19 protein-coding genes are annotated in these 19,862 nt (G+C 63.1%); 15 read left to right on the top strand and 4 right to left on the bottom strand.

The window, feature by feature from the left end; all coding sequences use genetic code 11:
• From ACH49N_RS25815 to ACH49N_RS25860, 10 genes are all read left to right on the top strand, one after another.
• Positions 1-837, top strand: coding sequence for an SDR family NAD(P)-dependent oxidoreductase (locus tag ACH49N_RS25815; protein WP_250776045.1), 837 nt, complete (start codon positions 1-3; stop codon positions 835-837).
• A gap of 50 nt (positions 838-887) precedes the next feature.
• Positions 888-2,363: an aldehyde dehydrogenase family protein gene (locus ACH49N_RS25820; RefSeq protein WP_317765508.1), complete on the top strand. Its 1,476-nt coding sequence runs from the start codon at positions 888-890 to the stop codon at positions 2,361-2,363.
• A 58-nt stretch (positions 2,364-2,421) separates the two neighbouring features.
• Positions 2,422-3,351, top strand: coding sequence for a TIGR03621 family F420-dependent LLM class oxidoreductase (locus ACH49N_RS25825; protein ID WP_358278445.1), 930 nt, complete (start codon positions 2,422-2,424; stop codon positions 3,349-3,351).
• Positions 3,352-3,387: 36 nt separating this feature from the next.
• Positions 3,388-4,557 carry a thiolase family protein gene (locus tag ACH49N_RS25830; protein WP_358278443.1) on the top strand — a complete coding sequence of 390 codons (1,170 nt, stop codon included), beginning with the start codon at positions 3,388-3,390 and terminating at the stop codon, positions 4,555-4,557.
• Between the two features lie 136 nt (positions 4,558-4,693).
• Positions 4,694-5,293 (top strand): TetR/AcrR family transcriptional regulator, encoded by a 600-nt coding sequence (locus ACH49N_RS25835; protein WP_159920638.1) that lies wholly within the window; start codon positions 4,694-4,696, stop codon positions 5,291-5,293.
• Positions 5,294-5,564: 271 nt separating this feature from the next.
• Positions 5,565-6,005 (top strand): hypothetical protein, encoded by a 441-nt coding sequence (locus ACH49N_RS25840; RefSeq protein ID WP_358278441.1) that lies wholly within the window; start codon positions 5,565-5,567, stop codon positions 6,003-6,005.
• Between the two features lie 93 nt (positions 6,006-6,098).
• Positions 6,099-7,280, top strand: coding sequence for an LLM class flavin-dependent oxidoreductase (locus ACH49N_RS25845; RefSeq protein ID WP_358278440.1), 1,182 nt, complete (start codon positions 6,099-6,101; stop codon positions 7,278-7,280).
• A complete protein-coding gene (locus ACH49N_RS25850; RefSeq protein ID WP_159920644.1) occupies positions 7,277-8,026 on the top strand; it encodes an SDR family NAD(P)-dependent oxidoreductase in 750 nt (249 codons plus the stop codon). The genes ACH49N_RS25845 and ACH49N_RS25850 overlap by 4 nt, the downstream gene beginning before the upstream one ends.
• Positions 8,027-8,067: 41 nt before the next feature.
• The gene (locus ACH49N_RS25855; protein WP_358278438.1) at positions 8,068-9,051 is read left to right on the top strand and encodes an alpha/beta hydrolase; all 984 of its coding nucleotides are present in this window, start codon (positions 8,068-8,070) and stop codon (positions 9,049-9,051) included.
• Between the two features lie 6 nt (positions 9,052-9,057).
• Positions 9,058-9,987: a TIGR03621 family F420-dependent LLM class oxidoreductase gene (locus tag ACH49N_RS25860; protein ID WP_358278436.1), complete on the top strand. Its 930-nt coding sequence runs from the start codon at positions 9,058-9,060 to the stop codon at positions 9,985-9,987.
• Positions 9,988-10,044: 57 nt separating this feature from the next.
• On the opposite strand, the gene ACH49N_RS25865 is transcribed toward ACH49N_RS25860, so the two are convergent.
• Positions 10,045-10,815: an SDR family NAD(P)-dependent oxidoreductase gene (locus ACH49N_RS25865; RefSeq protein ID WP_159920650.1), complete on the bottom strand. Its 771-nt coding sequence runs from the start codon at positions 10,813-10,815 to the stop codon at positions 10,045-10,047.
• A 99-nt stretch (positions 10,816-10,914) separates the two neighbouring features.
• Between ACH49N_RS25865 and ACH49N_RS25870 the strand changes: the two genes are divergently transcribed.
• The 3 genes from ACH49N_RS25870 (at position 10,915) to ACH49N_RS25880 (ending at position 14,426) form a co-directional block, all read left to right on the top strand.
• Complete coding sequence (locus ACH49N_RS25870) at positions 10,915-11,727, top strand: SDR family oxidoreductase (protein WP_358278434.1); 813 nt, start codon at positions 10,915-10,917, stop codon at positions 11,725-11,727.
• A gap of 64 nt (positions 11,728-11,791) precedes the next feature.
• A complete protein-coding gene (locus ACH49N_RS25875) occupies positions 11,792-12,781 on the top strand; it encodes a phosphotriesterase-related protein (RefSeq protein ID WP_358278432.1) in 990 nt (329 codons plus the stop codon).
• Between the two features lie 145 nt (positions 12,782-12,926).
• Positions 12,927-14,426, top strand: a complete 1,500-nt coding sequence (locus tag ACH49N_RS25880) for an MFS transporter (RefSeq protein ID WP_358278431.1) — start codon at positions 12,927-12,929, stop codon at positions 14,424-14,426.
• A gap of 65 nt (positions 14,427-14,491) precedes the next feature.
• Here the strand turns inward: ACH49N_RS25880 and ACH49N_RS25885 are convergent, their stop codons facing one another.
• On the bottom strand, positions 14,492-16,693 hold the full coding sequence (locus tag ACH49N_RS25885; protein ID WP_358278584.1) for an acetate--CoA ligase family protein: 2,202 nt from the start codon (positions 16,691-16,693) through the stop codon (positions 14,492-14,494).
• Between the two features lie 97 nt (positions 16,694-16,790).
• Here ACH49N_RS25885 and ACH49N_RS25890 point away from each other — a divergent pair, with 97 nt between their 5' ends.
• Positions 16,791-17,738, top strand: a complete 948-nt coding sequence (locus ACH49N_RS25890) for a cyclase family protein (RefSeq protein ID WP_358278586.1) — start codon at positions 16,791-16,793, stop codon at positions 17,736-17,738.
• 8 nt (positions 17,739-17,746) lie between these two features.
• On the opposite strand, the gene ACH49N_RS25895 is transcribed toward ACH49N_RS25890, so the two are convergent.
• Both ACH49N_RS25895 and ACH49N_RS25900 read right to left on the bottom strand, forming a co-directional pair.
• The gene (locus tag ACH49N_RS25895) at positions 17,747-18,532 is read right to left on the bottom strand and encodes an SDR family oxidoreductase (protein ID WP_358278587.1); all 786 of its coding nucleotides are present in this window, start codon (positions 18,530-18,532) and stop codon (positions 17,747-17,749) included.
• A gap of 51 nt (positions 18,533-18,583) precedes the next feature.
• Positions 18,584-19,327: an SDR family NAD(P)-dependent oxidoreductase gene (locus ACH49N_RS25900; RefSeq protein ID WP_358278589.1), complete on the bottom strand. Its 744-nt coding sequence runs from the start codon at positions 19,325-19,327 to the stop codon at positions 18,584-18,586.
• A 76-nt stretch (positions 19,328-19,403) separates the two neighbouring features.
• Between ACH49N_RS25900 and ACH49N_RS25905 the strand changes: the two genes are divergently transcribed.
• Positions 19,404-19,835, top strand: a complete 432-nt coding sequence (locus ACH49N_RS25905) for an NUDIX domain-containing protein (RefSeq protein WP_358278591.1) — start codon at positions 19,404-19,406, stop codon at positions 19,833-19,835.
• Positions 19,836-19,862: the final 27 nt, after the last annotated feature.

Raw genomic sequence — 19,862 nt, forward strand, 5'->3', positions numbered from 1 at the left:
ATGGGTTTTCTCGAAGGTCAGGTCGTTGTCGTCACGGGTGGCGCGCGAGGCCAAGGGCGCTCACACGCCGTCGCGGCCGCGCGTCAGGGGGCTGACGTCGTCCTACTCGATCGTTGTACAGACGTACCGTGCATCGGCTACCCGCAGGCCGACGAGACGGACCTCCGGGACACCGAAACACTCGTCCGTGAGTGTGGAACTCGTGCGCTCGGCCTGGTGTGTGACGTCGCCGACCGCGAGCAGACACTCTCCGCGGTGGACAAGGTCGTCGACATGTTCGGGCGCATCGACGTCCTGATAGCAAACGCCGGGGTCTACGGCGGCGGGTCGATCCAGGACGCCGACTTCGACGTCTGGAACGAAGTGCTCGGAAGCAACCTCACCGGCGTCTTCCACAGCATGCGGGCAGTGAGTCCCCAGATGATCACTCAGGGATACGGGCGCATCGTCGTGACGACCTCCAATCAAGGCAGAACCGCGGTTCCAGGGTCAGTCCCCTACGTCGCTTCCAAATGGGGAGCGATCGGGCTGGTCAAAGCCGCGGCGCAAGATCTGGCGCAGTTCGGGATCACCGTCAACGGTGTGGCCCCAGGCAACACCTCGACCAAGATGGTGCATAACGAGGCTCTGTACCGCGCAATGCGCCCGGATCTCGCAAATCCGTCCTGGGACGATGTCGAGCCCGCGCTGCGCCTGCACCATGTGCAGCCGATCGCCCTGCTCGAGCCGCATGAGATCACCGCAGCAGTGATGTTCCTGATCGGCCCGGACACCCCACACATCACCGGCAGCATCATCGACGTCAACGCCGGCACCGCCGCACGGACAACCGCGTAGCCGGTTCCGCTCGCTGACCCACTGTGCTTACCGCCCCGAAGGGACACGACATGACGATCCACGACGATTCGATCGATTATTTGCAGCTGATCGACGGCGAACTCCGGCCGTCGCGCAACGGCCAGTGGATCGACAGCGTGAATCCGGCGACAAGTCAGGTCTGGGCACGAATCCCCGCCGGCGGTGCGGGTGACGTCGACGACGCGGTACGCGCAGCGAAGTCGGCGCTCGACTCCTGGCGCGCCCTCCCGGCTGCAGCCCGTGCCGCCTTGCTTCGGTCCTGGGCAGCAACCGTCCGCGACAATCTCGATACGCTGTGGCGTCTGGACGCCACCGACAACGGACGAGCGCGCCGAGAGGCGGAACCGGCCATTGCGGGCGCCGCGTCGCAGATCGAGTTCCACGCCGGGCTCGCCGAGACCATCACCGGCGACACGGTCCTCGTGTCGGACTCCGCGACGACCTACTCGGTACGTGAACCATTCGGTGTGGTCGGTCTGATCATCCCGTGGAATGCGCCGTTGGCGATGTTCCTGGCGAAGGTTTCCGCGGCGATCGCCGCAGGCAACACGATCGTCGTCAAACCTCCTGAGCGGGCGTCGGTCTCGGTGCTCGTCGCTGCGCAGCTTCTCGAGAAGGCGGGGATTCCCCGTGGCGTGGTGAATGTGGTGACCGGGGAAGGTTCCAGTGCCGGTGAGGCACTGGTGAGGCATCCAGATGTCCGTAAGATCAGTTTTACCGGTTCGACCGCGACTGGGCGACGAATCACCGAGAACTCGGTGGCCAACATCAAATCCCTCGCACTCGAACTCGGCGGGAAGTCGCCGAACATCGTTTTCGCGGACGCCGACCTCGAGCATGCGGCCGATGTGGTCGCGGCAGGAATCTACACCGCCAGCGCAGGGCAGGCCTGCATCGCAGGATCGCGAATCCTTGTAGAGGAAGCGATCTTCGACGATTTCGTGGAGCGACTGCGCTCGAGAGCCTCCGCGATGGTACTGGGGAACCCCCTGGACTCCCAGACCGACATGGGCCCCCTTGCGTTCGACGGCCAGTACGACAAGGTCCGCGAATACCTGCAGATCGGACGGCAAGAGGGAGCGACGCTTGCGTTCGGCGGGCGTTGCGGAAACGAGTTGTTTCCGCCCGAAAGTCCACTGCGCGACGGATACTTCGTCGAACCCACGCTCTTTCTCACTGAGGATCCGCAACTTCGGGTGTGCCAGGAGGAGATCTTCGGGCCGGTCGCTGTGGCCATGCCATTCGCGGACGAAGCCGACGCCCTCCGGTTGGCCAACGACAGCGGATACGGTCTCGCTGCCGGCGTCTGGACCCAGAACCTCTCGCGCGCGCTCCGGTTTACTCGCCGACTCGAGGCGGGCACCGTGTGGGTCAATACGTATCGCCGACTGCATTGGGCGCTTCCGTTCGGCGGACAGAAGGAGAGCGGGACGGGCACGTCGAACGGGCCCACTACGTTGGACGAATGGCTCGAGCACAAGAGTGTGTGGATCGAGCACGGGTAGTACCGATCTGGACGAACGCCCACAGCTCACCCGCATCTACGAGTTACGGGACACCGCAATGACCAGAAAGATTCGGTTCGGAGCCACGCTGGCGCCGAGCCTGTCGGCGAAGCAATGGCGCGAACGCGTCGCAGCGCTCGAAGACAGCCCGTTTGACGTCCTCCTCGTCAACGACCACTTGAGCGGGCTGCGATATGCGCCGATGGTGGCACTAGCCGCGGCCGCGCAGTTGACCGATCGCATTCGGCTGGGTGTCCTCGTCCTTGCGAACGACTACCGACACCCCGCTGTGCTCGCGAAAGAAGCTGCGACACTCGACCTGCTGTCCGGTGGGCGCCTCGAGTTGGGGATGGGTGCAGGGTGGATGCGTTCCGATTACGACAGCGCCGGAATCGCCTTTGATTCGCCTCGGGTACGCCTGGCAAGGCTCCGAGAAGGCGTTCAGATTGTGCGGGAGGCGTGGAAAGCCGGCCAATCCGACTTCACAGGCGAATTCTACACGGCGACAGGGCTAGACCACGCGCCGTTGCCTGTACAAGACGGCGGACCGCCTCTACTTCTCGGTGGGGGAGGCCCCCAGATGCTTCGGTTTGCCGCTCGCGAAGGGGACATCGTCAACGTCACCACCCGAACGGCGAGCGATGGACGTGGAGTCGCTCCCGATGACGTCGGTCTCGAACCGCTCCTCCGCAAGTTGAAACTAGTGCACGACGCGGCCAAGGAAGCGGATCGGGAGGTGGAGATCTCGGTGGGCATCCGTGCGGTGGCGATCGAGGACAGATTGGGTGAATTACATCCCACGCTGGGACAACACATCGACGCCATGCGTCCGACTCCCTTCATCATGGAGGGCAGCGTCGAATCGGTCGCCGAAAAGATTCTCATGTGGCACGAGTTGCACAACGTCTCGTACTTCGTGCTCGCGAATGACAGCGACGTGGAGAAGATGATTCCAGTCGTGCAGCGGGTGAAGGAACAGAATCGTTGACTGCGTTGACAGAGATGATCTCAGGAGGAGGAGACGGTGCGTGATGTCGTAGTTCTCGATGCGGCCCGAACGGCAATCGGAAAATCGTTCCGCGGTGCACTCACCGATGTGAGAGCCGACGACCTAGGCTCCACCGTGATCGCAGCACTTCTCGCGCGCAACGACTATCTGCAACCGGGCGACATCTCCGATCTCTATTGGGGTTGCAGTCTTCCCGATCATTCCCAGGGCTACAACACAGCGCGGCAGGTTGGACTCCTCGGGGGGCTTCCGGTGACCGTGCCCGCGATTACGTTGAGTCGATCGTGTGGTTCGGCGCTGTCTGCACTCAGGATGGCTGCTCATGCAATTGCTGTCGGTGACGGTGAGGTCTACGTCGCCGGTGGCGGCGACAGTTTCTCTTTGTGTCTGGGGAAAGGGTTCTCCCCGGCCGATCATCATCCGCGTTTCACCGATACGAGTCGTCCGGATTTCATCAACTTCGCGTACATGGAGGTGTTCGATACCGCGGAGATCGTGGCCGAGCGATACGGCGTCACACGGACAGAAATGGATGAGTTCGCACTCGTTTCCCATTCGCGTGCGAGCCGAGCGGCGGACGAGGGCTATTTCGCCGCCGAGATCGTGCCGTTCGAACTTCCGGACGGCACGATCTTTGCCCATGACGACTCGCCGCGGACGGACTCGACTCTCGACTCACTTGCCGCGCTCCGGTCCATCTCGCCCGAGCTCGGCGGAAGGGTCACCGCGGGAAATACCTGTGTGGCTGGGGACGGCGCGGGAGCACTCATCCTGGCGTCGGCCGAGTGGGCGTACAAGGTTGGCGCTGAGCCGCTGGCACGCATCGCCGGGTCGTCGGTTACGGGGCTGGTGCCGGAAATGATGGGGTTGGGTTCGGTGCCCGCGACGCGTGCGCTGCTCGACAGGGAGGGTATGAAGTCCTCTGATGTCGACATCGTCGAGGTGCACGAGAATTTCGCGGCGCAGGTACTCCCGGTATGCGCGGAACTCGATATCGATGCCGATCAACAGCTCAATCCATACGGTGGTGCCATAGCGATAGGTCACCCACCAGGGATGACAGGTGCGCGGCTCGTCATGACGCTGATCAACGGATTGGCGCATCGAGATCAGCAGATCGGCGTAGCGACGACCTGTGTCGCCGGCGGACAGGGGCTCGCGCTGATGGTCGAGCGGTTGCGCTGATCCGACGGGACCCTTCTCTATCCCAGTGGGTTCGCGAACGTGTAGGGCAGCGCCCGGGTCGGCACGTGCGGGCAATAGTTGCTACCCGTGAACTACAGTTGCAGGTCGAACGGTATCTGGAAGACGGGACTATGCGATGACCAAGGCTGCGCGCGGGAACATGCGCGACCTCCAGAAGGAGCTGACGAAAACTCGGCTGAAGGAGGCCGCGATCGCCTGCTTCGTGGAGAACGGTTACCTCGCGACTGCGGTCACGGACATCACCCGCACGGCCGGGGCTACACGTGCCACCTTCTACCTGCACTACAAGACGAAAGCTGAAGTCGTGGATGCGCTCCTCGACGAGCTCGATGTGGTGTACGCGGAGCCGTTCTCACAATTTGCGGGCGTCCTGGCGGAACCCAGCACGGACGCCTTCCGCGCCTGGCTTCGCGAGATCGTGAAGATCTGGCAAACGACCCGCGACATCTCGATAGTCGTGTACGAGGCCGCCGGTGTCGAGCGGGAGATAGGGGACCGTCGGGCCCGCAGTTTCGACTTCGAGACGGACAGGATCGCGAAGGCCTTGTCGGCCACTGGGCGGTGGACGCCGAAGCAGGCTCGGATCCGTGCTCTGCTGATCTTCTCCCAGCTCGGCAGCCTGTTCATGCAGTGGTCAGCCCCTGATTCCGACGTGGACGTCGAGGAGGCGGTCGACGTGCTGGCCGCGATGTGGATGGCCGCGCTCGACCGCTGAGAATTTCACTAGACTCACTGCCTCTTGACTAGACGCTGTGATCAGGGTTACATGGGCGTACCCCACTTCTCGGAGGATTCGCCTGATGTTGGTTTCTGCAGATTTCGCTCCCCGGCTTTCTCGCGGTTGTAGTCTCGACGGCCGGGGGGCTGCACGGACGTCGCCGCGATTGGCCCATCACGGCGAAGTGCGGGCAGTCCGCGGCAATGCCCGCCTGTGTGCGTATGCCTTTCGCGATGCAGGCGCGCCGGGAGTCGAGGGGGGCCGTCCGATGCTGGACGCGGCCCTGCACTCCATCTTCGACATCGCGTCCGCCAGTCCCGCTGGCGGCGATCTGCGACTTTCGTCCCATGGCATCGTCTTCCTGGTCGAAGCGGGAGATCGTCCCGTCGGCATCGAGGGTATGAAGAGCCTTCTCACCGAGGTCGGTCAGCGCGAGATCTTGCGGAGCGCGGCCGTGGGCATCGTCGTAATCGGAGGTTCCGCTGCTGCCTCTGCTACCGACCTCGACTTTCTCGCGCGCGCCGTTCGCGCTTGCGGTGGATATGTCGTGGGCTCTGGCGTCGCCATCACGAAACGCGACGGAGGCACCGTTGCCCGCCCCGGGGGCACCGTCGAATTCGAAGACGTCACACTTGCGTCGAGCGTCAGCCTCCTCGGTCGCAGAGTGGCTACCCTCGCGGCGTCCGGCCGTGCCCTCCGCGCCGCCTGACCTGCAGTCTGAATCACCCCGTCCAGCCAGAGCCGATCTGTGTCGTCAATGTGCGAGCAATCGCTTGGCCAAACCTTACGAAAGGATTCACGCATGAAGTTTTCCATGATTTTCGAGGCGCAGATCGCCGATCCGACGCCCGCGAAAGAGCGCCAGACCTACTTTGATTCGATCGAACAAGCCGTCTATGCCGAGGAGATGGGCTTCGACGGAGTCTGGGCGGTCGAGCATCACGGTCTCGAGCACTATTCGCACATGTCTGCCCCTGAACTGTTCCTTGCAACAGTGGCGGCAAAAACGTCACGCATCCGGATCGGACACGGTGCGGTCTGCATGCCGTTCAACTTCAACTACCCGACTCGGGTGGCCGAACGGGCCGCCATGCTCGACGTCCTCTCGAACGGCCGGCTCAATCTGGGCGCGGCCCGGGGCGGCACCCTGCAGGAAGCGGCGATGTGCAACGTGAACCCTGCGGAAACCGCTGCACAGGTGGAGGAGGCGCTCCGGATCATCTCAGCGGCATGGCGGTCACCGGACTTCGAATACCACGGCGAGCTCCTCGACATCAAAGCACCGGAGGGCAACTCCCCCCTCCGTGTGCTCCCTCGTCCTGTCCAGACCCCGCATCCGCCGTTGTTCCTCGCCAGCACGAAGCCAGACACAGTTGTGCATTCTGCCGAGCTAGGAGTGGGTGCGCTCGTGTTCGGCTTCGGCGGACTCGACAGCATCAAGATGCAGCACCAGCTCTACTGGGACCGGGTGAAGAGCCGAACAGGAGAGAAGTTCGTTTCGGATGTCACCAACGACCACTTCGTCGCACTGTGTCCGACCATCGTCCTCGACGACGAGCAGCAAGCGAAGGAGATCGGGGCCCGCGGCCAGCGCTTCTTCGGTGAGTCCATCGGCTACTGGCATCTCGGCGGCGCGAAGCCGCCCACCGGTGCGACCGTCGACGAGGACAACATCGCGTACATGCGTGCCAAGGCCGCTGCCGAGGAGGCTGCCTTCGACCGCGGTGACCGCCCCCAATACTCCGAACGATCGCTCGCCGCAGCCAATTTCAACATCGATCATGCCTACGGGACGGTGGACACCGCGATCAAGTATGTCGAGGAACTCGAGAAGGTCGGGGTCGACGAAGTCCTCTGCCTGATCCAGATGGGTACCGTCCCGCAGGACGTGTGTATGGCCACCATCAAGGCTTGGGGAGAGCACGTCATTCCGCATTTTCGACTGCCGATGGCAGATCGGCAGCGGACCGCAGCCGCGGTATGAGCCGGCTCGCCGGAAAGACCGCTCTCGTCACAGGCGGGGCACAGGGGCAAGGCGCTGCCGAAGCGAGGGCGTTCGCCCGTGAGGGAGCCCGGGTCGTCATCGCCGATGTGAACAGTGAACTCGGACTCGCTACAGCCGCGGAGATCGATGGAGATGTCCGGTATATGCACCTGGATGTCGCCGATACCGACTCCTGGAAGCAGGCCGTCGCCGCGATCGACGAAAGCTACGGCGGCTTGAATGTACTCGTCAACAATGCCGCACGATACTGGGCCCGCCCGATACTCGAGGAGAGCGACGACGCACTCGACACGATCATCGCGGTGAACCTCAAGGGCGCATTCCTCGGTATTCGCGCTGTCGCTCCACTCATGATCGCGTCCGGTGGAGGATCGATCATCAATGTCTCGTCAACGGCTGGAGTGGCGGGACACGCCGGACATGCGGCATACGGCATGACCAAGTGGGGAATCCGCGGCCTGACACGGGTCGCGGCCGCGGAGTTGTCACCGTCTCGGATCCGCGTAAACTGCTTGGTACCGGGCGCCATCACCGGTCCCATGCTGGGAGTGAACATTCCACGCTCCGAACAACGTAATCCAGACCGGTGGACCGCATTACCGTTACGCCGACCGGGTGAGCCCGAGGAGATCGCGGAAGGCGCAGTATTTCTGGCTTCCGATGAATCCTCGTATGTGACCGGCACGGACCTGGTGCTCGATGGCGGCGCGACGGGAACGGGATAACGAGTCGAACTGTCGAGCCCATCATGAATACAGGAGGTCACGTGGACACAGAGTTCGAAGACGTGGTGGCACACTTCCCGCAGCTGCAATTCGAAGATCCCGCCGCGCAGCGCGCGGCATTCGAAGCAATGCGGACAACCGCGCCACCGCCGAGGCTGCCCGAAGACGTGAAGATACACGACACCTGCAGCATTCCACTCGCTGATGGACACCGCGTTCCGGTCCGGATCCACGTGCCCCGTGACCTCGCGCACGACGCACCGACATTGGTGTGGATACACGGCGGCGGGTATGTGGTCGGCACCGCCGACGAAGATGACGCCTTATGCGCCCGAATAGCATCCGACGTCGGCATCGGCGTGGTATCGGTCGAGTACCGCTTGGCTCCCGAGTATCCGTTCCCACACGGACTCGACGACTGCCATGCTGTTGCTGCCGCACTCACCGACGCCAACCGTGATGCGTCTTTCGCGGTCCTCGGCACCGGCCGGGTAGTGATCGGTGGCGGAAGTGCCGGCGCCGGACTGGCGGCGGCGGTCGCGCTACGGCTGCGCGACGAGGGCCGACGAGCGCTCGCGGGGCAGATATTGCTGTACCCGTTCATTGACTCGACTCTGAAGTCGCCCTCGATGTCGTCCCTCGCAGAGAGCGCGATCTTCAACGCCCACGATGCAGAGGTGTGCTGGCAGCATTATCTGGGCGAGCAACGATTCAAGCCGCCTGCGTATGGTTCTCCCACTGCGGCCACCGACCTGAACGGTCTCCCTCCGGCCTATGTCGTGGCGGCGGGTGCCGATTGTCTGCACGACGAGGCGGTGGATTACGCGTTGAGGACGCGAGCGGCCGGGGTAAGCGTCGAGTTGCACTCGATCGCCGATGTGCCGCACGGTTTTACCGGTGTGGCGCCGTGGACGTCCGCGAGTCGGCGAGCCATTGCAGGTGTCATCGATGCGATCCGGCGGTTCAGCGGAGGACAAGAGATTTCACCACCAAAACCTGCCCTGGCGGCAGCAAGCGAGAAATGAAGGACAATGCCACAAGACAAAGCGACGAAAAAATTCACGTTCGGTGTCGTTGTGCGGAAGGCGGACTCCGGAAAGGCGTGGGCTGAGCGCGCACGCCTGGTCGAACAGTCCGGATTCACGACGCTGCTGATGCCGGATCACTTCGTGGGTCCTCGGTTCGCGCCGATCGCGGCGTTGTCGGCGGCAGCCGCTGCCACTTCGACACTGCGAATCGGCACGCTGGTGTTCTCGAACGACTATCGGCACCCCGTCGTGCTAGGGAAGGAACTGGCAACCCTCGACGTGCTGTCGGACGGCCGGCTCGACGTCGGCCTCGGCACCGGATGGATGCGTGAGGATTATGACCGGGCTGGCTTGAGCTTCGATCCACCGAAGGTGCGGTTCGACAGATTCGTCGAATCCCTCGAAGTCCTGCGTGGCGTGTGGGGCGAGGGGGCATTCTCGTATCAAGGGCAGTACTACCAGATCGACGAGCTGGTACAGGAACCCAAACCGGTGCAGAAGCCGTACCCCAAGTTCCTTTTCCCGGGCGGCGGACCCAAGATGCTGAAGCTGGCAGGCCGGTACGCGGACTACGTCAATTTGACGTTGCGCGTTCGGGCTGACGGAACCGCACCGGACGCAAAAGACGGCGGTCTGGAATCCTTCCTCGGGAAGATCGAGACGATCCGGGAGTCCGCTGGAGCGCGGTTCGACGACATCGCGATCGGCACCAGCATCCAGGAAGTCGGTATTCCTCAGAGCAAGGAGAGCTGGAGTGCCGTCGATCTCTCACAGCAGGAGGAGACTCCGCAAATCCTACGTGGAGATGTCAGTGAGATGGTCGACAAGCTTCGGTACTGGCGTGATACGCACGGCCTCAACTTCTTTGTGCTCCACAACGACAAGGACCTGGAAACGTTCATTCCGGTAGTCGAAAAGCTCGCCGGTGAGTAGATGACGAATGAGGGGCGGGCCCGTCGAACGGACCCGCCCCTCGATTTCCGAGGTACCTCAGACTCCATACCCGCCATCGACATCGAGGGTCTGACCGGAGATGAAGTCGGCGCGATCGGACGCGAGGAAGGCGACTGCCTCGGCGATGTCTTCCGCGTCACCGAAGCGGCGCAGCGGAATGTTGCGCCGGGTGATGTCGAGCGCACTCTCGTCGAGATCGCCTGACTCGATCAACCGTGCGGCCATCCCGTCGGTGAGCATTCCCGGCCCGACACAGTTCGCGCGCAGGCCGAATCGGCCCTCCTCCGCGGCCAGCGCTCGGACTACGGCTTCCACGGCTCCCTTCGGGCCCGAGGACAGTCCGTCGCGGACCGGGAATCGTCGGGTGGCGGCTGTCGTGACCGCCACGATGCTGCCACGCGATTCACGAAGGAGAGGCAGCGCTGGGTGCACGAGATTGAAGAACGCGGCCGCGTCGCTCTCGAGTTGTGCGCGGAACTGATGAGGTGTGACCTTACTCAGGTGGGTCATCGGTACGTGGGGTCCGGCGGCATACACGACCGTGTGGATCCCTCCGAATGCGTCACGCACACTAGTTGTGAGTTCGGCTGCCTCCTCGACGCTGGCGAGGTCGACCCGTGCGAACTCGACCTTGGCGCCCAGTGCGCTGAGTTCGGACGCCAAACTCGCTGCGCCCTCTTGGTTGCCGCGGTAGGTGAAGAAGATCTGGCTACCTCGCTCGGCGAGTACCCGGCTGACCGCGCGCCCGATGCCGCCGGTCCCGCCCGCAATAAGTGCTGCGCCGGGTCGTTTCTCGAAGTCGAGCATGCGCTCGCCCCTTTCCTGCTGGATTGTCCCGCAACTATACCAAGCAATCGCTTGCTCTAGTACCGTGAATGCGTCAGTTTCGTACAGAAGGGATCACAGATGGTCAATTGGGATGGCAAGGTAGCGATCGTCACGGGCGCTGCGCAGGGCGTCGGCCGGACGGTGTCACTGCGGCTCGCCGAGATGGGTGCTTCCGTAGTGATCAATGACATCCAGGACGACAAGCTGGATGCGGTCGCGGAGGAGATTACGGCAAGTGGGGGAGTCGCGCGTGCGGTTCATGCGGATGTCGGAATCCAATCGGATGTCGAAAAACTCGTAGCGGAGACAGAAGCGGCGTTCGGACGGATCGACACTCTCGTGAACAACGCCGTCGCCTATGGAGGCGTCGAGAAGAGTGACCTGAACGTCGAGGTCACTCCCGACAACGCCTGGGAGCGAACGTTCGCGGTCAACTTCTACGGTGCTGTGTGGGCAACTCGCTTTGCCATCCCGATCATGCAACGTGGGGGTGGAGGCGTGATCGTCAACGTCGGGTCCACCTCCGGATTCAGCGGGGATACAGTCCACGTCGCCTACGCGGCGTCGATGGCGGCCAAGTACTCGCTGACCCGGTCGGTGGCGACATCGCACGGAAAAAGGGGGATCCGCGTCAACGCCGTCGCGAGCGGGCTGATCCTGAGCCCGACCGCACGGCAGAACCTGTCCCCGGAGAAGCTCGAGGCCTACAACGCCAACCTGCTGGTTGACGACTTCGGCGAAACCGACGATCTGGCATCGGTAATCACATTTCTGGCGGGGCCGGAATCGAAGTACATCACCGGGCAGACGATCATTGTCGACGGCGGATTTCAGGCGCATCAACCGTGGCATGCGCAGAACCACATCGTTCACCCGCAGGCACCGATCTGATGCCCGCAGGTGCGCTCGCCGTCATATCCGTCACCCCCCAGCCGAAACCGCAATGGAGGTCTGTATGAAGTCGCAACCTACCGTGCCGACCGCCACCGGTGACGTTCCGGTGTCCGCGCTCGGCAGAACGCTGATGCACGAGCACATCTTCGTCACCAGCCCGGAAGTCCAGCAGAACTGGCCCGACTACCCCGAACAGTGGGACGAAGAGACACAGATAGCCGAAGCCGTGCAGCGGCTCGCGGCGCTCGAGGCCGAAGGATTCGACACGCTGGTCGACCTCACCGTGATTGGTCTCGGGCGATACGTTCCCAGGGTCGCGCGGGTAGCCGAGCAGTCGAACATCAACATCGTGGTCGCGACGGGTGCGTACGTCTTGAGTGAACTCCCCGTGTACTTCCACTACCGAGGTCCGGGCACCGCCGCCGGCGGCCCCGACCGCCTTGCCGATTTCTTCATACGTGACATCACCGAAGGGATTACCGGAACAGGTATTCGTGCGGCATTGCTGAAATGCGTCACCGACGAGGCCGGCCTGACGAAGGACGTGGACCGAGTCCTGCGCTCGGTTGCACATGCACATCGCGAAACTGGTGTGCCGATTACAACGCACACCCATTCCGGGATGCGCCGAGGCCTGGATCAACAGAAGGTCTTCAAGGAGGAAGGCGTGGATCTGTCCCGGGTGGTGATCGGACACTCCGGTGACACCGACGACTTCGACTACCTCGAAGAACTCGCGGACGCGGGGTCTTATCTGGGTATGGACCGATTCGGTCTCAACACGGTGCCATTCGACAAGCGAGTGGAGATCGTCGCGGAAATGTGCCGGCGTGGGTACGCCGACCGGATGGTTCTGTCGCACGACACATCCTGCTTTTCCGACATGTCCGATCCGGTGCGGCGCCGAGAGATGAATCCGCAATGGCGATGGACCCACATCCCCCAGGATGTCGTTCCGGCCCTGCTCGACAGAGGCGTCAGCCAGGACCAGATCGATGTGATGCTCATCGAGAACCCCGCCCGAATTTTCGCCAATCAGGGCGGCTACTGAGGAAACTCTCCGTTTGAGCAGTCCGATTCGGAAGTTGGACTCTTGCCAAGCATGCGCTTGGTCAATTACTGTGACGCCACGCCAGTAGTGGCGTGTATCACATCATCACCACATCAACCTTCCGGATCGGACAGGGAGCCCGTGCATGACAACAAACCCACCCTCTGCCAACCCACTCGAGGAATCCGAGTACACACCGCCCGTCGGCGAAAAGGGCAAGATCTGGACGCCTCGGTGGATCGGCGCGCTCGTCGTCGTCGTCATGCTCGGGGAGTTGGCAACGTTTTCGTACAGCTTGGTCGGGACCGCGCTCCCGGGTATCGGCTTGCACTTCCAGACAACTGATCTGGGCTGGACGATCACCATCGCGAACCTTGTGACCGCAGTTGCCGTCGCAATGATCGGAAAGCTCGCCGACCTACGCGGCAAGCGAAACCTGCTTGTCATTGTCACCGCCCTGTCGGCCGCTGGCGGCGTCATCTCAGCGGTGGCCCCGACCTATGAGGTCTTCCTCGTCGGGCGGGGGCTGCAGGGACTTCTCTACGTGACACCCGCGCTGGCGTACTCCCTCATCCGCGACGTGTTCCCGAAGAAACTGATCGCCTTCGCGATCACAGTGACCTTCACCGGTGCCGGTGCGCTACTCATCATTTCGCCCTTCATCGCGGGGTGGCTCATCGACGGGTACGGCCCACTGTCGATCTTCTGGTGCATTGCCGCATTCCAGGTGATCTGCATCATCGGGGTATTGCTGCTACTTCCGGAGTCGCCGTTGCGGGTGAAGTCTCGACTCGACTGGGTTGGTGCAATTCTGCTCGGAGCCGGTGGTGCGCTGCTCGTATACGGGCTTGGCAATGCCGGCACCTGGGGGTGGACATCGACGAGCTTCTTCGGATTCATGGTCTCGGGACTGGCGTGCTTTGCCGCGTGGATCTGGTGGGACAGTTCGTTTCCCGACCCGATCATCGAGATCTCGTTGCTCCGCACCCGACCCATGTGGACGACGCTCATACTCAATGCTGCTGTGTACGGGCCGGCGGCGATCGTCGTGTCACTCGTACCCATAATCGTCCAGATGCCACGTGATCCGGGAGGCGAGATCGGCTTCGCCTCGGATGCATTCGGAGTGGCCGCCTACATGGCGCCACACGGGGCGGCGATGGTCATCTGTGGCTTCATCTGTGGAGCGAAGGCTGCACGTTGGGGAATTCGCTACCCGATGATGGCGGGATGTGGTGCGCTCGCGGTCGGCAGCATCGGACTGGCGTTCCTGCACTCCGAAACCTGGCAGGTGCTGTTGTGGTTGCTCTTCTGTGGAGTCGGCATGGGCGCGACTTTCGGTGGGTTGCCCAACCTGGTGGTGCAGTCTGCGCCGCCCGAGAAGCAGGGCATTACGTCGTCGATCATGCTGTCGGCGCAGAACTTGTCGAGTGCCATTGCGGTTCAGCTCGCCTTCGCGATGCTGGCGATGCATACCTTTACGACCGAACTGGGAACCTTCTTCGACTCCGACGGATATCGCCTGGCATTCCTCGTCTCGGCCGGGTTCGCCCTCGTCGGACTTGCGATCCTCAAGATCATGCCGCACGGTCGTGCGAGCGACGTTCGGGAGGTCAAGACCGCGTCCGACGTGATCGCGCACTGACACGACACTAGATACACAGAAGCGCCGGGCCCTGAGGCCCGGCGCTTCCGTGTATGTTCGGGCGATCAGGCGCCGTTGCCTCGCCGGGCATCGAAGTCCTGCGCCGAGGCGATCGCGCTCGCGGCTTCACTGAAGCTCCGGTACATCGGGAGACCGCTGTCCGATGCGAAGACGTCGAGAAGTTCGACATCCACAGCCGGGCATACCTCGGTGTTCCGAACCACGACAGCGACGCGGACGGGCAGTTCGGCGTCGACGAGTGACTGCAGTGTGTCGATCAGTGGGCGAATGCCCGCGGTGCCGTAGTTGTAATAGGCCGCAGCGTTGACATGTACTAACACGTCTTGATATTGCTGACCGTCCCGGGCGAAGACCGGAGTCAGGGCGTCGACCAGAATTGACGTGGGGGAGGCGGGTCCCACCGGAACCTCCAGCGGGTTGGCAACACTCGTTCCGGCGCCGTAACCCAGGTCGCGGAGGCGCGTGCGGAGCTCGTCGCGCAGTGGAGTCAGTTCGAGGCCGGCGCGGTCGCAGGTGTCGGTTGCGAGGACGGATGCGCCGCCTCCCAACCCGATCACCAGGACACCGTCAGCGTCGGTGCTCGGACTGTGATCGATATAGTGCTGAAGATAGGTCACGCAGGACAGGAAGTCCTCGAGCGAACGCACCTGAACAGCTCCCGTCGATCGGGAAACGGCTGCCCACACCTTTTCGTTGCTGGCCATCGATCCGGTGTGTGAACTCACGGCTACAGAGCCCTGCGCACTCGAACCGCCGCGCAAAATCACGACCGGCTTCTTCCCTGCGGCCCGCCGGAGCGCACCGAGCAGTGCTGCGCCGTCACGCGTGCCTTCCAAGTAGATTCCGATTATCCGGGTCTCGGGGTCGTCGACGAGCCAGTCGACGAGCTCGCCCTGGGTCACGTCGATAGCGTTCCCGATGCTGACGAGTTTCGAGAACCGGATACCCCGTCGTGAACCCACGGTGATCATGTCACCGGACAGACCGCCGCTCTGCGACACCACGGAGACCACCCCTGGTTCGGAAGGTGCACCGAGGGTGAAGGTCTGACGCCCGCGGGGGGCGAACACACCCAGGCAGTTGGGTCCGAGAATGCGAGTCGCTGTACCGGAAGCGGCTTGCCCGAGTTCGGCTTGCAGTATGGCGCCGGCTGAACCCATTTCCGCGAATCCCCCGGTCACGACGTGTACGAAGCTGACGCCGGAAGCGGCCGCGCCGGCAACCACTTTCGGAGCCGCCGCTGCCGGTACCGCCACGACCAGGTAGTCGACTGGGTACGGAACATCGCTTATGGAGGAGTATGCGGGGACCCCGTCGATACTGGAGGCGTCCGGGTGAAGAGCGCACAGGTTGTCGGTCCAGCCGGCCTGTCGATAGGCGGCGAGGAAACGGTTCCCGAAGGTGGATCGACTGCTCGAGGCGCCGGCTATCGCAATTCCGCGTGGGGCGAACAGGCGGGTGAAGTCAGTGGGGTGCTCGGGCGTGGCAGCCGGTATGTCGGTGGTCGATTCCACGATCAGGCGAGCATCCAACGCCTGGACGCCGCTGGCGGTCACGACGATCGGATTGCATTCGAACTCCGCAAGCGTGTCGCCGAGATGTTCGACCAGGCTTCCCTCGCCGGCGATCGACAGCAAGAACTCGATGAGAGCGTCTCGGTTGCCGGCTTCGCGTCCTCGGGCGCCGTGTAGTAGCGGTGCCCCGGGGAAGCTGTCTACCAATTCTGCAGCGTCCGCCCGCGACAAGGGAGCGACGCGCAGCGCCGAGAGGTCGAGCATTTCGGTTGCGACACCGCCGAGTCCGAGCAACACCACGTGGCCGAAGGTTGCGTCGCGCACGACCCCGGCGATCAATTCGATTCCACCGGGATGTTGCTGTTCGACAAGGTATCCGCCAGGTGTGAGACCCTGACGGTCTAGAGATGCCGCCATGTCGGCGACCGCTGCTGGAATTTCGCGTGCGGTCAGCCCGAGGACGACGGCGCCGACGTCGCTCTTGTGCACGAGTCCGGGACCCCAGGCTTTGAGCACGAGCGGACCGGACAGTCCGGACACGGCATCCGCGGCTTGTGCGACGTTGGTGAATGTTCTGCTCACCGGAACATCGACACCGTATTCGCCGAGTAGGGTTTTGACCTCGTGCTCGGGTACGACGCGCCGCCGGGCGGCGGTGTCGTCAGTATCCGCTCGCGGTGTTTCCTCCGCTTTTGGCTCGGAGGACAGGGCTGAACTGGTGTTCGGAGGCATGGGAGATCCCTCTTTCAAATTGCGTTTAAGCAAGCGATTGCTTGGTACTATACGCTGGTGCCGATGCTTCGGTAGGGCAACTGAGAGGGCGAAAAGGATGCCAGAGCAAGTCCATGTCGACGCCGTGTCGGAATTCGGAAACTGGGGGCGGTGGGGAACTGACGACGAGCGGGGCGCTGCGAACCTTCTGACTCCGTCCACAGTGCTCGCGGCGTTCACGACAGTACGCGAGGGCACGACCTTGTCGCTCGCCCTTCCCATCCAGGGTGCCACGTCGGGGCCTGGCGCATCCCGCGTCCCGCATCTGACCGGGCGACCGCTGCCACAGCATTTCATGTCGATGGATGGCGGAGACTACGCGGCGGGCATCGGACGGATCAAGGGGGAGATGTCGGTCGCGGACGACGCGTTGATCGTATCGCCGCACGGCACGACAACCCACATCGACGCACTGGCGCATATGTGGCGCAACGACATGTTGTTCAACGGCCACTCGGCAAACCGGGTGCGGAGCTACGGTGCGACTCGGTGCGGTATCGAAAAACTCGGACCGCTCATCACCCGTGGCGTGATGCTGGACGTTGCCAGGCACCTCGGGGTACCTCATTTGTCGGCTTCGACGCGCATCGACGATCAGTTGCTCGCGGACACGGCAGAGTCTGCCGGTGTAGAAGTCCGGGCCGGGGATGTGGTCCTCGTCCGGACCGGATGGGCCACGGTTTTCGCGCAGGACCCCGATAAGTACAACGACGAGCAGCCAGGGTTGTGTCACAGCGGAGGCAAGTGGCTGGTGGAACGTGACGTCGTGGCAATAGGCTCCGACAACATCGCGGTCGGTGCACTCGATCCCGGTGGTGTCTTCCATGGATCCGTCGACGAGGATATTCACATGCTGACGCTGTGGGAGCACGGCGTATCACTCATCGAAATGCTGTGGCTGGAAGAGCTTTCGCATACGGAGAGGGCGGAGTTCCTCTTCGTTGCCGCGCCGCTGCCGATCGTGGGAGGCACTGCGAGTCCGATCAATCCGATTGTGGTTCTCTGAGCTGCGGGTCAGCCGAAATGCCGCAGAAGGCCGCCTTCGGCACGTAAGGCCGCGCCGTTGGTTGCCGAGGCCTCGCGGGAACAGGCGTAGACGACCATGCTCGCCACTTCGTCGACCGTTGCGAGGCGGGCCAACAAAGTGCTCGGCCTTATTGACGTCGCGCAGTGGCGATCCGCGTCCTCTCTCGGTATCCCGTGTTCGACGGCGTAGTCATCGAGAAAGGTGTCGGCTCCGCTCGACGCAGTCGGCCCCGGCAGCACGCTGTTCACCGTGACACCCGTGCCCACCGTCAGTTCCGCGAGACCGCGGGCGAGCGCGATCTCCGCGGCCTTGGTCACGCCGTAGTGAATCATCTCCGACGGAATGTTCATGCCGGCCTCGGATGCCACAAGGACGATTCGCCCCCAATTCTGCTCGAGCATGCCGGGCAGATAGGAACGGGCTAGACGCACCGCCGCCAGCACGTTCATCTCGTAATGACGGATCCAGTCGTCGTCCGTCGTCTCGAGAAAGTGCTTCCAGTCGAACACGGCAGCATTGCCGACGATGATGTCGAAGGATTGGTATGCGCTGGCGATCGCGTCGCATCCCTGTGCGGTCGTCACGTCCGCAGCAACCGCGGAGAAGCTGCCGGCGGGAGCCAACTGGTCGAGGGCCTGCTCTACTGCGGTCGCAGTGCGGCCGTTGACGACCACATGCGCGCCGCAGTCGGCAAGACCCCGTGCTATTGCCAACCCGATTCCTCTCGTCGAGCCCGTGACGAGTGCGGTCTTGCCGGAGAGGTCGATCTTCATCCTGGAATCCCTTCTGATCGGATCGATGTGGGAAGTGAGGTGCCGACGGTGTCACATCATCGTGATCCCACCGTTGACGCTGAAGGTCTGGCCGGTGACGTACCCGGAGTCGACGGTGCAGAGAAACTCGATCGCCGCCGCGACCTCGTCGGAGGATCCCATGCGGCGCATCGGTATGGCGCCGATCAGTTTGTCCATCAGCGCTGGGTTGTTCTCCCTAACCGATTGCAGCATGGCCGTATCGATCAGCCCTGGGCATACAACATTGCTGGTGATACCGTCCCGGGCCGTTTCCCGTGCCAGGGTTTTCGAGAAACCGAGCAGACCGGCCTTGGTCGCCGAGTAGATGCCCTCGCCGCCGCCTCCCGCTCGCGCGCTGTCGGTGGCGACGAACACGACGCGGCCCCACCCACGTTTGGTCATCTCGGGGACGATCGCGTGGCAGAGTTGCATGGGAGCGCGCAGATTCACCTGCCACAGAATGTCCCATGCCGAGGGATCGCTGTCGACGAACCGCTCGACTCTGGTGAGGCCGGCATTGTTTACGAGGATGTCGACCTCGCGTAGTGCCGCGTCGCGGCGGAGGGCGAGCGCGATCGAGGTAGTGTCCGCGAGGTCCATTTCGACGGCGGTTCCCCGATCGATCGAGCCCGCAACGGATTCGGCTGCGTCGAGGTCGCGATCGAGAACGAGAACTGTCGCACCGCGACGGGAGAGGCGCCGGGAGATTTCGGCACCGATGCCGGCGCCACCGCCGGTTACCAGCGCTACCTTGCCTGTGAGGTCGGTCTGCATGAATCCCGAAGATACACTACTGAGCAAGCGCTTGGGTAAGTGTATAGTGATCCGGAACACCGAAAGGGGTAGACCGTTGAGCCGATGCCTCGAGCGTTCCGGGCGCAGTGCCGTCGCCATGCTTCTGCAGAACGATGGCGAGCTGTGTCTGTTGCGGAGAAGTTCCCTCGTTGCGAGCGACCGGGGTAGGTGGCACTGTGTCACGGGCTACCTCGACTCGCGAGACGACCCGGCCGCACACGTGTTGATCGAGTTGGGCGAGGAGACCGGCCTGTCTCGCATCGACCTTGCCGACCTGGTACAGGGGCCGGTGTTACGCCTCTCCGGCGGCGACGGGGTGTGGACGGTGCACGTCTTCGTGGCGACCACGCTTCATCGGCGGATCCGGCTCAACTGGGAACACGAGGACGTGTGCTGGACCCCGTGGAGTCGAGCGGGGGAAGGCGGCAGGGAACTCGTGTCATGGCTTCCTGCTCTGGTCGCCGAATCTCTGCTCAACTGCACGTGACAAACTTATAGACAAGCGCTTGCTCAA

It is taken from the genome of Rhodococcus sp. NPDC019647 (genome assembly GCF_044389235.1).
GTDB lineage: Bacteria > Actinomycetota > Actinomycetes > Mycobacteriales > Mycobacteriaceae > Rhodococcus_F > Rhodococcus_F oxybenzonivorans.